The 14899-nt window shown below is 35.7% G+C and carries 14 protein-coding genes; 7 read left to right on the forward strand and 7 right to left on the reverse strand.

Annotated elements, in window-relative coordinates; translation table 11 throughout:
* Positions 1-61: 61 nt before the first annotated feature.
* From DSM00_RS09515 to xrtF, 3 genes are read right to left on the reverse strand one after another with little or no spacing between them, the layout of a single operon-like run.
* A complete protein-coding gene (locus tag DSM00_RS09515) occupies positions 62-601 on the reverse strand; it encodes a DUF3347 domain-containing protein (RefSeq protein ID WP_128757774.1) in 540 nt (179 codons plus the stop codon).
* 37 nt (positions 602-638) lie between these two features.
* Positions 639-1073 carry an exosortase F system-associated membrane protein gene (locus DSM00_RS09520; RefSeq protein ID WP_128757775.1) on the reverse strand — a complete coding sequence of 145 codons (435 nt, stop codon included), beginning with the start codon at positions 1071-1073 and terminating at the stop codon, positions 639-641.
* Positions 1070-1612 carry an exosortase family protein XrtF gene (xrtF, locus tag DSM00_RS09525; protein WP_128757776.1) on the reverse strand — a complete coding sequence of 181 codons (543 nt, stop codon included), beginning with the start codon at positions 1610-1612 and terminating at the stop codon, positions 1070-1072. The genes DSM00_RS09520 and xrtF overlap by 4 nt, the downstream gene beginning before the upstream one ends.
* A gap of 39 nt (positions 1613-1651) precedes the next feature.
* Between xrtF and DSM00_RS09530 the strand changes: the two genes are divergently transcribed.
* Positions 1652-2107: a GAF domain-containing protein gene (locus tag DSM00_RS09530; RefSeq protein WP_128757777.1), complete on the forward strand. Its 456-nt coding sequence runs from the start codon at positions 1652-1654 to the stop codon at positions 2105-2107.
* An 83-nt stretch (positions 2108-2190) separates the two neighbouring features.
* Here DSM00_RS09530 and DSM00_RS09535 read toward each other — a convergent pair whose 3' ends face one another.
* On the reverse strand, positions 2191-3444 hold the full coding sequence (locus DSM00_RS09535) for an ABC transporter permease (protein WP_128757778.1): 1254 nt from the start codon (positions 3442-3444) through the stop codon (positions 2191-2193).
* A gap of 138 nt (positions 3445-3582) precedes the next feature.
* On the opposite strand from DSM00_RS09535, the gene purH reads away from it, so the two are divergent.
* The 6 genes from purH to rodA all read left to right on the forward strand — a co-directional run bounded on the left by purH (position 3583) and on the right by rodA (position 10712).
* Positions 3583-5109 carry a bifunctional phosphoribosylaminoimidazolecarboxamide formyltransferase/IMP cyclohydrolase gene (gene purH, locus DSM00_RS09540; protein WP_128757779.1) on the forward strand — a complete coding sequence of 509 codons (1527 nt, stop codon included), beginning with the start codon at positions 3583-3585 and terminating at the stop codon, positions 5107-5109.
* A 67-nt stretch (positions 5110-5176) separates the two neighbouring features.
* Positions 5177-6205, forward strand: a complete 1029-nt coding sequence (locus tag DSM00_RS09545; protein ID WP_128757780.1) for a rod shape-determining protein — start codon at positions 5177-5179, stop codon at positions 6203-6205.
* Positions 6206-6219: 14 nt separating this feature from the next.
* On the forward strand, positions 6220-7044 hold the full coding sequence (gene mreC, locus DSM00_RS09550; RefSeq protein ID WP_128757781.1) for a rod shape-determining protein MreC: 825 nt from the start codon (positions 6220-6222) through the stop codon (positions 7042-7044).
* Entirely contained in the window at positions 7034-7540 is a 507-nt protein-coding gene (locus tag DSM00_RS09555) for a rod shape-determining protein MreD (RefSeq protein ID WP_128757782.1), read from the forward strand. Before mreC ends, DSM00_RS09555 begins: the two co-directional genes overlap by 11 nt.
* Positions 7537-9450 carry a penicillin-binding protein 2 gene (mrdA, locus tag DSM00_RS09560; RefSeq protein WP_128757783.1) on the forward strand — a complete coding sequence of 638 codons (1914 nt, stop codon included), beginning with the start codon at positions 7537-7539 and terminating at the stop codon, positions 9448-9450. Before DSM00_RS09555 ends, mrdA begins: the two co-directional genes overlap by 4 nt.
* Entirely contained in the window at positions 9450-10712 is a 1263-nt protein-coding gene (rodA, locus tag DSM00_RS09565; protein ID WP_128757784.1) for a rod shape-determining protein RodA, read from the forward strand. The genes mrdA and rodA overlap by 1 nt, the downstream gene beginning before the upstream one ends.
* 4 nt (positions 10713-10716) lie before the next feature.
* On the opposite strand, the gene DSM00_RS09570 is transcribed toward rodA, so the two are convergent.
* The 3 genes from DSM00_RS09570 to DSM00_RS09580 are packed head-to-tail and all read right to left on the reverse strand — an operon-like array spanning position 10717 to position 14783.
* Complete coding sequence (locus DSM00_RS09570) at positions 10717-11523, reverse strand: DNA/RNA non-specific endonuclease (protein ID WP_128757785.1); 807 nt, start codon at positions 11521-11523, stop codon at positions 10717-10719.
* Between the two features lie 8 nt (positions 11524-11531).
* On the reverse strand, positions 11532-12650 hold the full coding sequence (locus tag DSM00_RS09575) for an ABC transporter permease (RefSeq protein ID WP_128757786.1): 1119 nt from the start codon (positions 12648-12650) through the stop codon (positions 11532-11534).
* Positions 12651-12653: 3 nt separating this feature from the next.
* Positions 12654-14783, reverse strand: coding sequence for a carboxy terminal-processing peptidase (locus DSM00_RS09580; protein WP_128757817.1), 2130 nt, complete (start codon positions 14781-14783; stop codon positions 12654-12656).
* Positions 14784-14899 lie beyond the last annotated feature (116 nt).

A 14899-nucleotide genomic window follows, 5' to 3' on the forward strand; every position in this document is an offset into this window, starting at 1 on the left:
CATAAGAAAAGCCCTTCAGATGAATTTCTGAAGGGCTTTTATATTAAGGATCGTTTGCTATCTATTTAATCTCTTCGCTTACAGTTCCACAATTTAGCATTACATCACCAAAATAAGGATTAAATATTTTCTTCTCATTAGAAATCCAGTAGGCGCCTTTACCGTCAAATGCCATTGGGCAATATTGATAATAAAGTGTTCCGTCAGAAATATTCTCTTCTACAAAAGTTTTTATTCCTGCAGTTAATTTTTCAAAGTTTGCTCGTTGCTTGTTAATATCTTTAGTACTCGCAATTGATTGAGCCACCTGTTTTAAATCTGCCTCCACTTCTACTGCTTCCATTTTTGAGATCATATCTTCAGCGGCATCTTGAGCAGCTTCAGCATCTGTATTTACAAGAGCAATTTTAAGTTTGTTATAAGCATCATAAACACTGGTTACCTCCTCATTTTTAAACTGAGCTTCCCGTTTTGCTCCGTTGTAAACCAGTTCGTGTTTTTCTGAATCACCTTCTGAAACAGTTACAGTTTTCTCTCCAGATTTGTTTTCGCCACAGGCTAATAAAAGTGCCGAAATAAAAATTATAGTAATATTTCTCATACGTTAATCTTAAGTTTCAATCAAATATACAAATAGCCTATTTGTTGCGTAGCTTTTGATAATAAAATGCAGGCAATAAAAGTAAAAGCATTACAGGCTGAATTAAAAATCTTCTAATATAAAATAAAGCGAGATTGTAGTTTTGCTCATAGTCCGCAATCAAGTAAGTAAAGGCTATGATCAAGAGGACAAAAAGTGCCCCGTATATCAAAATGGAAATTTTTAAGATTTCAGCTTTTTCGAATACTATTTTTAGTATCAATAAAGAAATTGAAGAGTTTAACCAAAATCTTCCGCCGGTAGCCAAAAGCAACTTCCCCAGATTTATTTCAGGTAGGCTTTCTGCGGTTAGATAATCACCGTAAAAAAAGTCAATCAAAGGATCGTAGAAAAATTCTTCTTGAAAAAATCGTAGAACCGCTAATAGTATAAGCAGTAGGAAAACCAAAATAATTACTCCTACCCTTTTCAAACTTTATACTTTTTGAAGCCGTTTACCCAAATGAGCCAAAGAATAACTACTGTCCCATAAATTGCACCAGGAAATACAATATCATGCAATACCTTAGTGTACTGCGGGGTTTCATAGAGTGCTATACTTATAATTGCTATACGTACAATATTTATAATATATATAAGTATCCCGCCCATAACTAAAAAAAGAAGTGTCCTTTTCCAGCCTTGAAAAAATGAAAACACAAAGGCAGTAAAGAGTACTAGAACGCTTACTCCGTTACATCCCTCTACTACCCGCACAACAAAATTATTTTCTACCATTAATTTAACAGAGGCTTCATCTGGATGAGGTTCTGTAGTGCAGTTATACCCTATTGCATTCACAAGCCATTTACTTTGATTTGCAACTTTATGGGTCACGTAGTCCGGGTAAAATGCGTTTGAAAATTCAAAATTTAAATAAAATGAATACGCAAAGCTTAATATCACATACACTCCTAAAAATGTAAGGATAAATAGAAGTACCGACTTATATTTGCTTATTAAATCTAACAATCAGCTAACGGTTATTTGCCGGACTAAAATACAAGAAAAATGACTTTTGATGTACTAAAAATACAAGTATCGCAAATATTAGATACCGCAACTCTATCTGTGGAAGAACGCCTGCAGGGTGTATGTGATTTACTCAAAGAAACGATCGAATATTATGACTGGGTTGGTTTCTACTTTAAAAATGGTGATAAAGACGAACTTAAATTAAGTTCGTACGCAGGTGCGCATACAGACCATACTATTATTCCATTTGGTAAAGGTATATGTGGTCAGGTTGCTGTTTCAAATCAAAATTTTGTAGTGCCAGATGTGAATGCTCAAGATAATTATATTGCTTGTAGTATTACCGTTAAGGCAGAAATAGTAGTTCCACTTTTTGTAGATGGAAAAAATATAGGACAGATCGATATTGACTCTAATACTCCCGATCCTTTTACTGAAGCAGACGAGCGCTTTTTAGAATGGGTTAATCAACAAGTTGCTGTTATACTATAATTTGTAAAACAAATCGAATTTTAAATAAAAACACCGCTCTGCTTTAAAGCAGAGCGGTGTTTTTTTTGCGTTGCACTTGGCTTTTACATTCCGGTACGTATCGCCTCCACAGGATCTAATCTTGATGCCATAAATGCAGGTACAATACCTGCTATCAATCCTATTATTACAGAACTGGATAATCCTGCAAAAATATTAAATGCAGAGAGCACAAACTCAAAGCTACCCGTAAACTGCGATGCCACAACGGTAATAAGCCAAACAAGAGCCAGACCTATAAGTCCGCCTATTGTAGCAAGAATAACAGATTCAAACAAGAATTGTAATAATATAAATCTGTTTTTTGCTCCTAAAGCTTTTTGAATACCTATTAGGTTTGTACGTTCTTTCACACTTACAAACATAATATTTGCAATTCCAAAACCACCCACCAGTAGTGAGAACAGCCCAATAAAACCACCTATAGTTGACATTGTACCGGTAATGTTATCTACAAAATCTGTAAATCCAGAAAGTTGGTTAATAAAGAAATTATCTACGTCATCTGGTTTTAAACCACGTAGCTGTCTAAGGCGTTGCCCTAACACCGCATTAAATTCTGGAATATCAACTCCCGATTTTGGTTTTATAACTATCGACGGGAATGCAGATTTATTATTACTTCCGTAGATACGACGAACTACGTTTACAGGTACAATTGCAGAGCCGTCTTTTGATGGACCAAAAATGCTTGTTCCCTCTTTCTCGATCACACCAATTACTGAAAATCGTTGACCGTATAATCGTACCTCTTTGCCAATAGGATTTAAGTTACCAAACAAGCCGTCTGCGATCTCGCTACCTAAAACAATTACTGGAGATCCACTATTAGACTCAGATTCATTAAAAAAACGACCTTCTTTCAGTTTTAAGGATTCAATATTATAATAGCCTTCAGTAACGGGAGCAATCCCCACACCGGTTACGAGTTTATCACCATACTTTATAGATTCTGCACCTACATTGAGACTAAATGATGCAGCCTCTACATCAGGAACATTGCGTTTTATGTATTGATATTCCTCATAGCTAACGTCTGGAAATTGCTCTCTTTTCCACTGCGGAATATCTGTAGGTCCAAAGGAGAAGCGCATTAAGATAATGGTACTGTTATCTAACGACGAAAGACTGCCTTTTATCTCTTGCTTTAAGGAGTCTACCGCTGCAAGAACTCCTATAATAGAAAATATCCCAATTGTAACTCCAAGCAATGAAAGCAGTGTGCGTAATTTATTGTTGCGCAAAGCATTAATGGCAAAAGCAAGGCTTTCTTTTAATACCCTAAAATAGATGAGCATAGACGTGTATTAACATGAACGACCATAGGACGTAGAAGTATACTTTATGTTACAAATTTATGCTAAGAAAATACAACATTTATCAACCCCATTTAAGGGTTTAATTCATACTTTTGCAGCCTAATAAAAAAAATCTTCATGAGCACAGGTATAAAAGCTAAAGCTGCATTAATTTCTGTTTTTAGTAAAGAAGGTCTTGAACCTCTTATAAAAAAATTTAATGAACTTGGTATCACCCTTTATTCTACGGGAGGTACAGAAAAATTCATTCAAGATCTTGGTGTACCGGTAATACCTGTTGAAGATGTGACCTCTTACCCTTCAATTTTAGGTGGGAGAGTTAAAACATTACACCCTAAAATTTTTGGTGGAATATTAAACCGTCAGGATCACCAAGGTGACATTTCGGAAATGAAAGAATACAACATCCCACAATTAGATATTATTATTGTTGATTTATATCCTTTTGAAAAAACGGTAGCATCAGGAGCTTCTGAACAAGACATTGTTGAGAAAATAGATATAGGTGGAATTTCTCTTATACGCGCTGCTGCTAAAAACTTTAAAGACACCTTGTGTGTATCCTCTGTTGCCGATTATCAAGAAGTTCTTGATCTTATAAGTGCTAATGATGGTGTAACTTCATTAACAGATCGCAAGCGATTTGCTGCCAAAGCCTTTAATGTATCTTCACATTATGATACGGCAATCTTCAACTATTTTAATGAAGAAGATGTTGTTTACAAACAAAGTTTTACTGAAGGTAAAACCTTACGTTACGGTGAAAATCCCCATCAAAAAGGAACCTTTTTTGGAGACTTTGATGCTATGTTTGATAAACTACACGGCAAAGAGCTTTCTTATAACAACCTGCTGGATGTTGATGCTGCCGTGAACCTAATGAGCGAATTTAAAGATGAGAATCCCACATTTGCAATTTTAAAACATAACAATGCTTGCGGATTAGCGCAAAGAGAAACCATACACCAGGCTTATGTAGATGCACTAGCCGGGGATCCTGTATCTGCATTTGGCGGAATATTAATATCGAATTCTGAAATAGATAAAGCTACGGCAGAAGAAATTCACTCACTTTTTTGTGAAGTAGTAATAGCTCCTTCTTTTTCAACTGAAGCTCTAGAAATTTTAAAAGGTAAAAAAAATAGAGTTTTATTAGTTCAAAAACCTATTACCTTACCTAATGATCAGGTAAGAAGCTGTTTAAATGGGGTTCTTGTTCAAGATAAAGATGCTATTACAGACAGTCTAGATGATCTTTCTGTAGCAACAGACAATAAACCTACAGATGAGGAGTTAAGTGATCTAATCTTTGCTTCTAAAATCTGTAAACACACAAAATCAAATACAATAGTATTTGTAAAAGGAAATCAGCTTTATGCGAGTGGTACAGGTCAAACTTCTCGTGTAGATGCATTACGCCAGGCTATAGATAAAGCAGTAGCATTTGGATTTGACTTAAAAGGTGCGGTAATGGCAAGTGATGCTTTTTTCCCATTTCCAGATTGTGTTGAAATAGCAGACAAGGCTGGTATTACTGCCGTTATTCAACCAGGTGGTTCTATTAAAGACCAATTAAGTATTGATTACTGCAATGCAAATAACATTGCTATGGTGATGACCGGAACCAGACATTTTAAACACTAATAAAGAATAATTTTCAGTACATTTAAGAATAACCTGATTATCATATTTCACTCTCACTTTACAATCTATGGGCTTTTTTGATTTTCTAACGGAAGAGATAGCGATCGACCTCGGTACCGCAAATACTCTTATAATACATAATGACAAGGTTGTTGTTGACAGCCCTTCTATTGTAGCAAGAGATCGCGTTACTAATAAAATTATCGCTGCTGGAAAAGAGGCTGCCATGATGCAGGGTAAAACTCACGAAAACATTAAAACAATACGCCCTTTAAAAGATGGTGTTATTGCAGATTTTGATGCTAGTGAGCAAATGATAAGTATGTTTATCAAAGAGATTCCCGCACTTAAGAAAAGAATGTTTGCCCCTGCTCTTCGCATGGTGGTTTGTATTCCTTCTGGTATTACTGAAGTAGAGATGCGTGCAGTAAAAGAAAGTTGTGAGCGTGTTAATGGTAAAGAAGTATTTCTTATTCACGAACCTATGGCTGCTGCTATAGGAATTGGAGTTGACATTATGCAGCCTAAAGGAAATATGATTGTAGATATAGGTGGTGGTACTACCGAAATCGCAGTTATTGCTCTTGGAGGTATTGTATGTGATAAGTCCGTTAAGATTGCTGGTGATGTCTTTACTAATGATATCATTTATTATATGCGCACACAACATAACCTATATGTAGGAGAGCGTAGTGCTGAAAAAATAAAAATTCAAATAGGAGCCGCAACCGAAGATTTAGAAGTTCCGCCAGATGATATGAGCGTTCAAGGTCGTGATTTGCTTACAGGAAAGCCTAAACAGGTTTCTATTTCTTATCGTGAAATTGCAAAAGCTTTAGATAAATCTATTTTGCGAATTGAAGATGCGGTAATGGAAACGTTATCACAAACGCCTCCAGAATTAGCAGCAGATATTTATAATACGGGTATTTACTTAGCCGGTGGAGGCAGTATGTTACGTGGTTTAGACAAGCGTTTATCTCAAAAAACAGATTTACCTGTTTATATAGCTGAAGATCCTTTGCGTGCTGTGGTACGAGGTACTGGTATTACCTTAAAGAACTTAGCGAAGTTCAAAAGTATTTTTGTAAAATAATTAGGTTTTGATTCATGCAGCAAATTGTAAATTTTCTAATAAAGTATAGAAACTTTCTATTATTTGCGTTTTTGCTGTTTTTGTCATTAGTCTTTACCATTCAGTCACATTCGTATCATCGCAGTAAGTTTGTAAATTCGGCCAACTTCTTAAGCGGAGGTATTTATGGTGGTCTTGATGATATTTCAGAGTATTTTGATCTAAAAATTCATAATGCGCAACTTGTTGAAGAGAACAATAGATTAAGATCGCGTTTATACAATCTTACCGATAAAAAAGATCAAAAATTAGATACACTGGCATTTAATTCACTTTATAGATTTACTACAGCTAAAGTGATTAATAATAATTATAACCTCAAAGACAATTTTATCACGTTGCGGGGAGGTTCAAAAAAAGGAATTAAACAAGACCTTGGTGTTATTACCAGCAAAGGGCTGGTAGGAATTGTAGATCGTGTTTCTTCAAATTATGCTACGGTACTAAGCATTTTAAATAGTAATTCTCAAATAAATGCAAAGCTTAAAAAAAGTAATCACTTCGGAATTTTAGTTTGGAAAGGTGGGGATCCTAATATCGTTGATCTCGTAGATGTGCAATCAAAAGCACCGGTTGCTTTAGGTGATACTATAGTAACAGGCGGTAAATCAACAATATTTCCAGAAGGTATAGGAATAGGAACGATCAATAATTTTAAACTTGATCCAAGTGAAAATTTTTATACTATTAAAATCAAGCTCTTTAATGATATGACCAATGTAGGTTATGTATATGTTATTGAGAATATGAATGGCGATGAAATAAAAACTCTAGAACAACAAACCGTAGATGAGCAGTAGTATATTCAAAAACATCCTGCGATTTGTACTTTTAATTCTGCTACAGGTTGCCATTTTTAATAATATCAATTTTCTGGGTTATATAAATCCATATCCCTACATTCTATTCATCTTATTATTTCCCGTTGGCGACAACAGAGCTCTTTTAATTTTTACGAGCTTTTTACTCGGTCTTACTTTAGATATGTTTAGTAATAGTGGAGGAATGCATGCTGCAGCTAGTGTTACAATTGCTTACTTAAGACCTTGGATATTGCAATCAATTTTTGGTATAGCCTATGAATATAATGCCATTAAAGTAGCAAAAGCCGATTTTGGAGAACGTTTACTTTATATCTCAATTTTAGTCTTTACACATCATCTAATCTTATTTTTTGCCGAAAGTTTTAACTTCTCAGATATAATCTATATACTAAAGAAGACGTTGTTTAGTGGTATATTTAGTGTGCTACTCTGCATGCTCTTCATAACTCTATTTAGCTTAAAGCGAAAATGAGAAGAATTTTACTTTTTTCTATTGTACTTATATCTGGTGTCCTGCTCACGGGACGCTTATTTTATCTCCAAATCCTAGATACTTCATACGCCAGCTTATCTGAAAATAATGCCATTAAACGCTTCTTTGACTATCCGCAGCGAGGTCATATTTATGATCGTAATGGAAATCTACTGGTAAGTAACCAGCCTTCTTATGATGTTATGGTAATTCCGCGTGAGGTAAAGCCATTTGACACGCTAGAATTTTGTGGCTTGCTTAAAATGGATAAAGAGATGCTCATTAACAGATTAAAAAAAGCACGGGTATATTCTCCTCGATTACCTTCTATTGTCATACCACAGCTTACAAAATCTGAATATGCTTACCTTCAAGAAAAGATGCGTAAGTATGAAGGATTTTTTATACAAAAACGATCACTTCGGGATTATCAAATAGATTTTGGGGCTAACTTCTTAGGGTATATTGCCGAAGTTAATTATAAAGATATTGAAGACAATCCTTATTATCAATCTGGAGATTTAAAAGGGAGAACCGGCGTAGAAACTCAGTATGAGAAAACTTTACGAGGTATCAAAGGTGTAAAATATATTCAGAAAGATAGATTTAACAGAGACATTGGTCCTTATAAAAATGGAACGCTAGACACATTACCTGTGCCCGGTAAAGATCTCACACTCACCATAGATTCTGAATTACAAAAATATGGTGAAGAGTTAATGGTAAACAAACGCGGAGGTATTGTCGCACTTGAACCAGCAACCGGTGAGATACTAGCGCTAATATCTGCACCTAATTTTGATCCTGCTCTTTTAGTAGGTAGAGAACGCTCTCGCAATTTCACAAAGTTATATTACGATTCGATTGCAAAGCCGTTATTTGATCGCGGTCTTCAAGCTCAATATCCTCCAGGATCACCATTTAAAACTTTAAATGCCCTTATAGCACTTGAAGAGAATGTTGTTGACTCAGAAGAAGCTTTCGCCTGCCACGGTGGTTACTATTACGGATCTCACGGTCGCAAATTAGGATGTCACCATCACCCGAGTCCGTTGAGTATGATTCCCGGGATTGCTAATTCTTGTAATGCGTATTTCGCAAATGTTTATCGTAGGGTTATCGAAAAGTATAATTCACCGCAAGAAGGTATGGATGTATGGAAAAATCATCTTGAAAGTTTTGGCTTAGGCGGTTATATGGGTACAGATTTACCTACAGGACAACCAGGATTTATCCCAGATAGTAAATATTACAACAGGGCTTACGAGTATCCAAAGTATAAATGGTTTAGCACAGCTACAATTTCTAATTCTATTGGTCAGGGAGAAGTAAGTCTCACACCTATTCAACTTGCTAATGTTACTGCCGCAATTGCAAACAGAGGCTGGTTTTATACGCCACATATATTAAAAAGTATAGAAAATCAAACTGATCTAATCCCCGAAGAGTATCGCACAAGAAACGTAACCACAATTTCACCAGCTAATTTTGAACCTGTGGTTGAAGGTATGTTTGGCGCCTATAATTATGGGACTGCTGCTGGTATAAAAATACCCGGTATAGATATTTGTGGTAAAACGGGAACAGCCGAAAACTACACCCGAATAGATGGACACAGAGCACAATTAACAGATCACTCCATATTTGTGGCATTTGCACCAAAAGACAACCCTAAAATTGCTATTGCTGTATTTGTTGAAAACGGATATTGGGGATCGCGCTATGCCGGTAAAATTGCCAGTTTAATGATTGAAAAATATATTAAAGGAGAAGTGACCCGTACAGATATTGAAGATTATATTTTATCAAATAGCCTAGAAGATGAATACGCTAAGCCTCTAAGCGGAAAACCGTTTCCGATTAACGATGGTAAGAAAATAAGTGGCGTACCTAAAAAGACTGAGCTTTAATGAGTAGTTTTTCTAAAGCCTACGGGAATTTTGACTGGGTAATAATTGCGCTATTTCTAGCGCTGGTATCAATTGGATGGATAAATATTTACTCCGCCTCTGTTGATCCTACCGGAGTTGCTGAATTTTTTGATTTTGATAATCTTTTTACCAGACAGCTACTTTTTATTGCGTTAAGCTTTCTCATAGTCATATTTATTCTTTCATTAGACGCAAAATTTTTTGAGCGTTTTGCTAGTATTATTTATGTAATATCTATAGTCTCCTTACTGGGTCTCTTTGTATTCGGTAAAAATATTTCTGGTGCGACTAGCTGGTACTCTTTTGGAAGTTTTGGTATTCAGCCGAGTGAATTTGCAAAAGCAGCGACAGCCCTCGCCCTAGCAAAATACCTGAGTGATATTCAAACCGATGTTAAATCACTAACGCACCAGTTGCGCGCATTTGTAATTATAGCACTACCGGCTATCTGTATAGTTCCTCAGCCAGACCCTGGAAGCGCGCTAGTTTATGCAGCTTTTTTCTTCCCTTTATATAGGGAAGGCCTTTCTGGTGTTTATCTCATTACAGGCTCTGTAACTATAGCCCTATTTGTGCTTACACTAGCTTTTGGACCGTTATATATAATTGCAGGTATAGTCCTTATTGCAATAGCGTTACTTATTAGAAATAGGAAAAAACGTTTTGGAAAACGTTTATATTACATCCTTCCTATTGTCTCAATTTTGTTTGTCTTTTCTGTTAATTACATTTTCGAAAATGTTTTTGAACAGCGGCACCGAGATCGCTTTAATGTTGTTTTAGGGAAAGATGTTGATATGAAAAGTATAGGATATAACACCTATCAATCTGAAATAGCTATAGGCAATGGAGGTTTAGCAGGAAAAGGTTTTTTGAAGGGTACTCAAACTAAAGGTGACTTTGTACCTGAACAGCATACAGATTATATTTTTAGCACCGTGGGTGAAGAATGGGGGTTTCTTGGCAGCACGCTCGTAATCGCTTTGTTTGTTGGTTTAATGCTACGTATAATTGTTTTAGCCGAACGTCAAAAAAGTCAGTTTAGTAGAATTTATGGCTATAGTATTGCCGGAATTCTATTTATACACTTCTTGATTAATATAGGTATGGTTACTGGCGTTTTTCCTACTGTAGGAATACCACTCCCCTTCTTTAGTTATGGAGGATCGGGCTTATGGGGATTTACCATTTTACTTTTTATATTCGTAAAACTAGATTCAGACCGAATAAATCAGTGGTAAGAGTCTAAAAACTCCAAGCTTTCAAATTCGTGTTCTTCTCAATAGCATTTTCTAAGTTATCTTCTAACTTCGGAAAAAAATCTATTCCTGTAATTGCTTCAATTTTATCTACAGACACTACAAATTCAATGAGATTTTTATTTGTTGCCTGATGCGGAATTAAAAAAGCAAGGCACGTATAACCTGCATTAGTTTTCCGAATAAGAATTTTATAAAAAGAGCTTGGCACATACACCTGTTCTTCTCCTATTTTATCAATAGGATTAGTTAATACTCCTGCCGAAATTATAGTTACTTCATTATAGTTATGTACCCAATTCCGCACTTGATTTTCTAAACGATTCCAGATCCCACTATTGAAGTCGTGTAACTGCGGACTTATATTACTGGTTAGAAATGTTTCATTATATGCCTGGGTACTAAACTTACGATCTCCTGCTGCACACAAATGTCCGCGATCGTAACCACTGTTCTTATAATTCCGCCAGTCTGCAGCTCCAGTACTTACAGCTGCATCAATGTCAAAATAAGGACGCGATACCTCGATGGTATTTAATTGTTCCTTACTTAATGTGTATGCTACCCACGAGGCCTGCTCTGCCTCTTCATTATAATCTAAACTATAATAATTATGATGTACCGTTGTACTTTCAGAAGAAGAGGGTAGATAAAAATCTAAACGATCTGTTTTGATAGTTCTTCCTGTATTCACAAGGGTTTGCTGCTCTCTTTTTTCAAGGTATTGTTCACCTACATAAATTGCAGCAATGGCCAGCATCATCAATAATGGATATGTATATTTTCTTTGCATAATGTAGATTAATTTACCCCCTTAACATCGAGAGCATCCCGTAGTGCGTTGCCCATAAGCATAAAAGCCATTACGAGACTCATAATAGCTATACCAGGAATTATAGCAAGATAAGCCTTACCTAATATTATATAAGAATAATGATCTTTAATCATAGCTCCCCAGCTGGGTATAGGTGGTTGAGCTCCTATACCTAAAAAACTAAGACCACTTTCTATTAGGATTGCACCTGCAAAATTTGCAGCGCTAATCACTATAACAGGAGCGAGAATATTGGGTAAGATATGTTTAAATAGAATGCGCATATCACCATATCCTAGTGCCCTAGCAGCCGTAACATATTGCGCTTGTTTCACGCTTAGTACTTGTCCCCTTACCACTCGGGCAACTTCGACCCACATGGTAAGACCTACAGCAATAAAAACTTGCCAGAAACCCTTACCTAATGCTAATGTAATAGCTATTACTAATAGTAAAGTGGGTATTGACCAAGTCACATTAATAATCCACATAATCAGTGCATCAAGTTTCCCTCCAAAATAACCTGCAATAGCACCTAGAGAAACGCCTATAAGGAGTGATATAAATACAGCAATAAAACCAATACTAAAAGAAATTCGTGTTCCTATTAGCATTCTGCTTAATAAATCTCTACCATATTTATCTGTTCCTAGAATAAATGTTTTCTCACTTATAAAAGTATCTTCAAACTCTGTACGCCTATTTCTATCTAAATTGAATTCTGACAAAGGAATCACTTTAGTTAACTCTGTAATCCCATCATCTGAATAAGGCATATACTCTACCTCATTATCCAATACTTCATAACTTAGAATTGGAATTTCAGTATCTGTATTTGATTTACCATTAAATGACGTAGTAAAATAGCTTTCTTGAACATTTTGAGCTCCGGGAACCTTTAAAATAGTAACTGTAAACCCCGGCTTTTTAGAATGAATAGAAAGATGCATTTGATTTGCATTCTGAGTATCATCTGGGGCCAATAAATATGCGAAAACTGCTACGAGACCGCACCCCACGATATATATAAAACTCAAAACGCCCCAGAAATTCTTTGAAAATTTCTGGAGCGCTAATTGAGATAAAGAACTAGAATTATCTGCCATAGGTTATTCCCTAACGTCAGCTAATTTGCTTCTTCTAATATTGTTAACTTTCAAGTCTTCAAGTACATTAATTGCCTCTTCCATATATACATCTTTAGCTAATTCAGTGTGCCAACGCTCCCGTTTTTGAGCTAAAGTAGTATCAGATTTAAACAATTGCTTTTCGTAAGGCAGTGAATTAAAAGTAAGGTTAGAATTATATTCTTTCAAACCGTCAAAGCGCTTAGCCTCTGCTATATTTACTTCCATTTTAGCTTTATAAGCCTCAAAATTAAGTGGCCATACCGAGTCGTCCTGCTTACTTTTTATCCATTTTGCATTCTCTTCAACGAGTTTCAAATATTCATTTTGAGCCATACGTTTTTTACTACTGCTTATTGTTTGATCGTAATCTATATAACCATCCCAAACTTTATAATCAGCAGCTGCAATCTTATCCCAAGGTAATGGATTCTCAAGATCCTTTTCTCCAATATCTATATAGCTGTATTTATCTGGAACAACTACATCACTTTTTACTCCTTCTAATTGCGTAGAACCTCCGTTAATACGATAGAATTTTTGAGTAGTAATCTTTAAAGCACCCATATCACCAAGATCGTTCTGACGCAACCAGCGGTTTAAATCATAAACATTTTGAACGGTGCCTTTACCATAAGTCTGCTTACTTCCTAAAATAACTGCACGTTTATAATCTTGCATAGCTGCAGCAAGAATCTCGCTCGCAGAAGCAGAGATTTCATTTACCAAAATCACTAAGGGCTTATCCCAAACAATTTCAGCATCTTTATCTTTTAGAATTTCGCTTTCTGCACCATTAGATTTCACCTGAACAACAGGACCTTCTTTGATAAAAAGACCCGCAATATCTACAACTGTAGATAATGATCCTCCACCATTATTACGTAAATCAATTACAAGACCGTCTGCGCCTTCTTCATTAAGGCGAATAATTTCTTTTTTTACATCTGTAGCTGCATTACGTTCTTCGGTATTTTGCATATCGAAGTAAAACTTCGGAAGATTTATAACACCATAGGTGCGGTCGTTTTTCTTAACAGTAGTAGATTTTGCGTAGGTTTCTTCAAGCTCTACAACATCTCTTGTGATGGCAATGTTTTTAATGGTACCATCCTTTTTCTTCACATTCAAGGTAACTACTGTTCCCTTAGGTCCCTTTATTAGTTCTACTGCATCATCTAAACGCATACCTACGATACTTGTAGCTACCTCTTCGTTTTCTTGCTTTACTTTAAGAATAATATCACCTTCCTCCAGCTCTTCAGCTCTCCAAGCAGGACCTCCAGAAATAACTTCAGTAATACTTATTTCATTACTTTTCTTCTGAAGACGAGCGCCAATTCCTTGAAACTGTCCGCTCATTTGCATGTCAAAACGATCTTTATCTACAGGAGCGAAGTAAGATGTGTGCGGATCAAATTCCTCAACGATCGCATTCACGTATACTGAAAAATAATCTTCACGGTCAAAATCATCTGTGAATTCAGAATATTCAATATATGATTTACGCGTAGACTCTCTAGCCTCCTTTTCAATTTCAGCGTTGCTTAAAGGTTTATATCCTGATGAGTCTTTTGCTTTTTTAGCTTCTTCTTCAATACGGTCATAATAAACACCTATTGTGCTAAATTTAAGTTGGCTTCTCCAGCGATCTTTAAGTTCTTTCCGATTTTTAACATACTCTAGATTTTCATAATCTGTATCAATCGTTTCATCCGCGCTATAATCAAAAGGCTTATCTAAAATATCTACATAAATATCTTTAGACTCCTCCATACGTTGTCTTAAACGCGTGTAAGCTAGATCAAAAAAAGTTATATCCTCTTTACGAATCTGATCATCAATTTGAAATTTATAAGCTTCAAATTCTTTAATATCACTAAGTAAGAAATAGCGCTTAAGCGGATCAAGAGCTGTCACAAAATCTTTAAAAACTTGTTCTGAAAACTCATCGTTAAATTCTTTTGCGTCATAATGCCCTTTTTCAAGAACATATGATATTAAGCTAATGAGAACTTTATCTTTTCCGGGATCATCATTATTTGTAGTGAAACTGCAAGAGGCAGCTCCAAACAATAATGCTAACACCAGAACTTTCACATTTTTTATCATAATTCGTTGCATTTTCTTCTTTTACTAGCAATCTACATTAAAAACCGTGCCATGACCTTAAGTCTGAGCCAATAATTTGTTAAACGTTAGCCCTAGCAATGGCTTGGTAATTTAGT

The organism is Leeuwenhoekiella aequorea (genome assembly GCF_004104375.1).
GTDB lineage: Bacteria > Bacteroidota > Bacteroidia > Flavobacteriales > Flavobacteriaceae > Leeuwenhoekiella > Leeuwenhoekiella aequorea.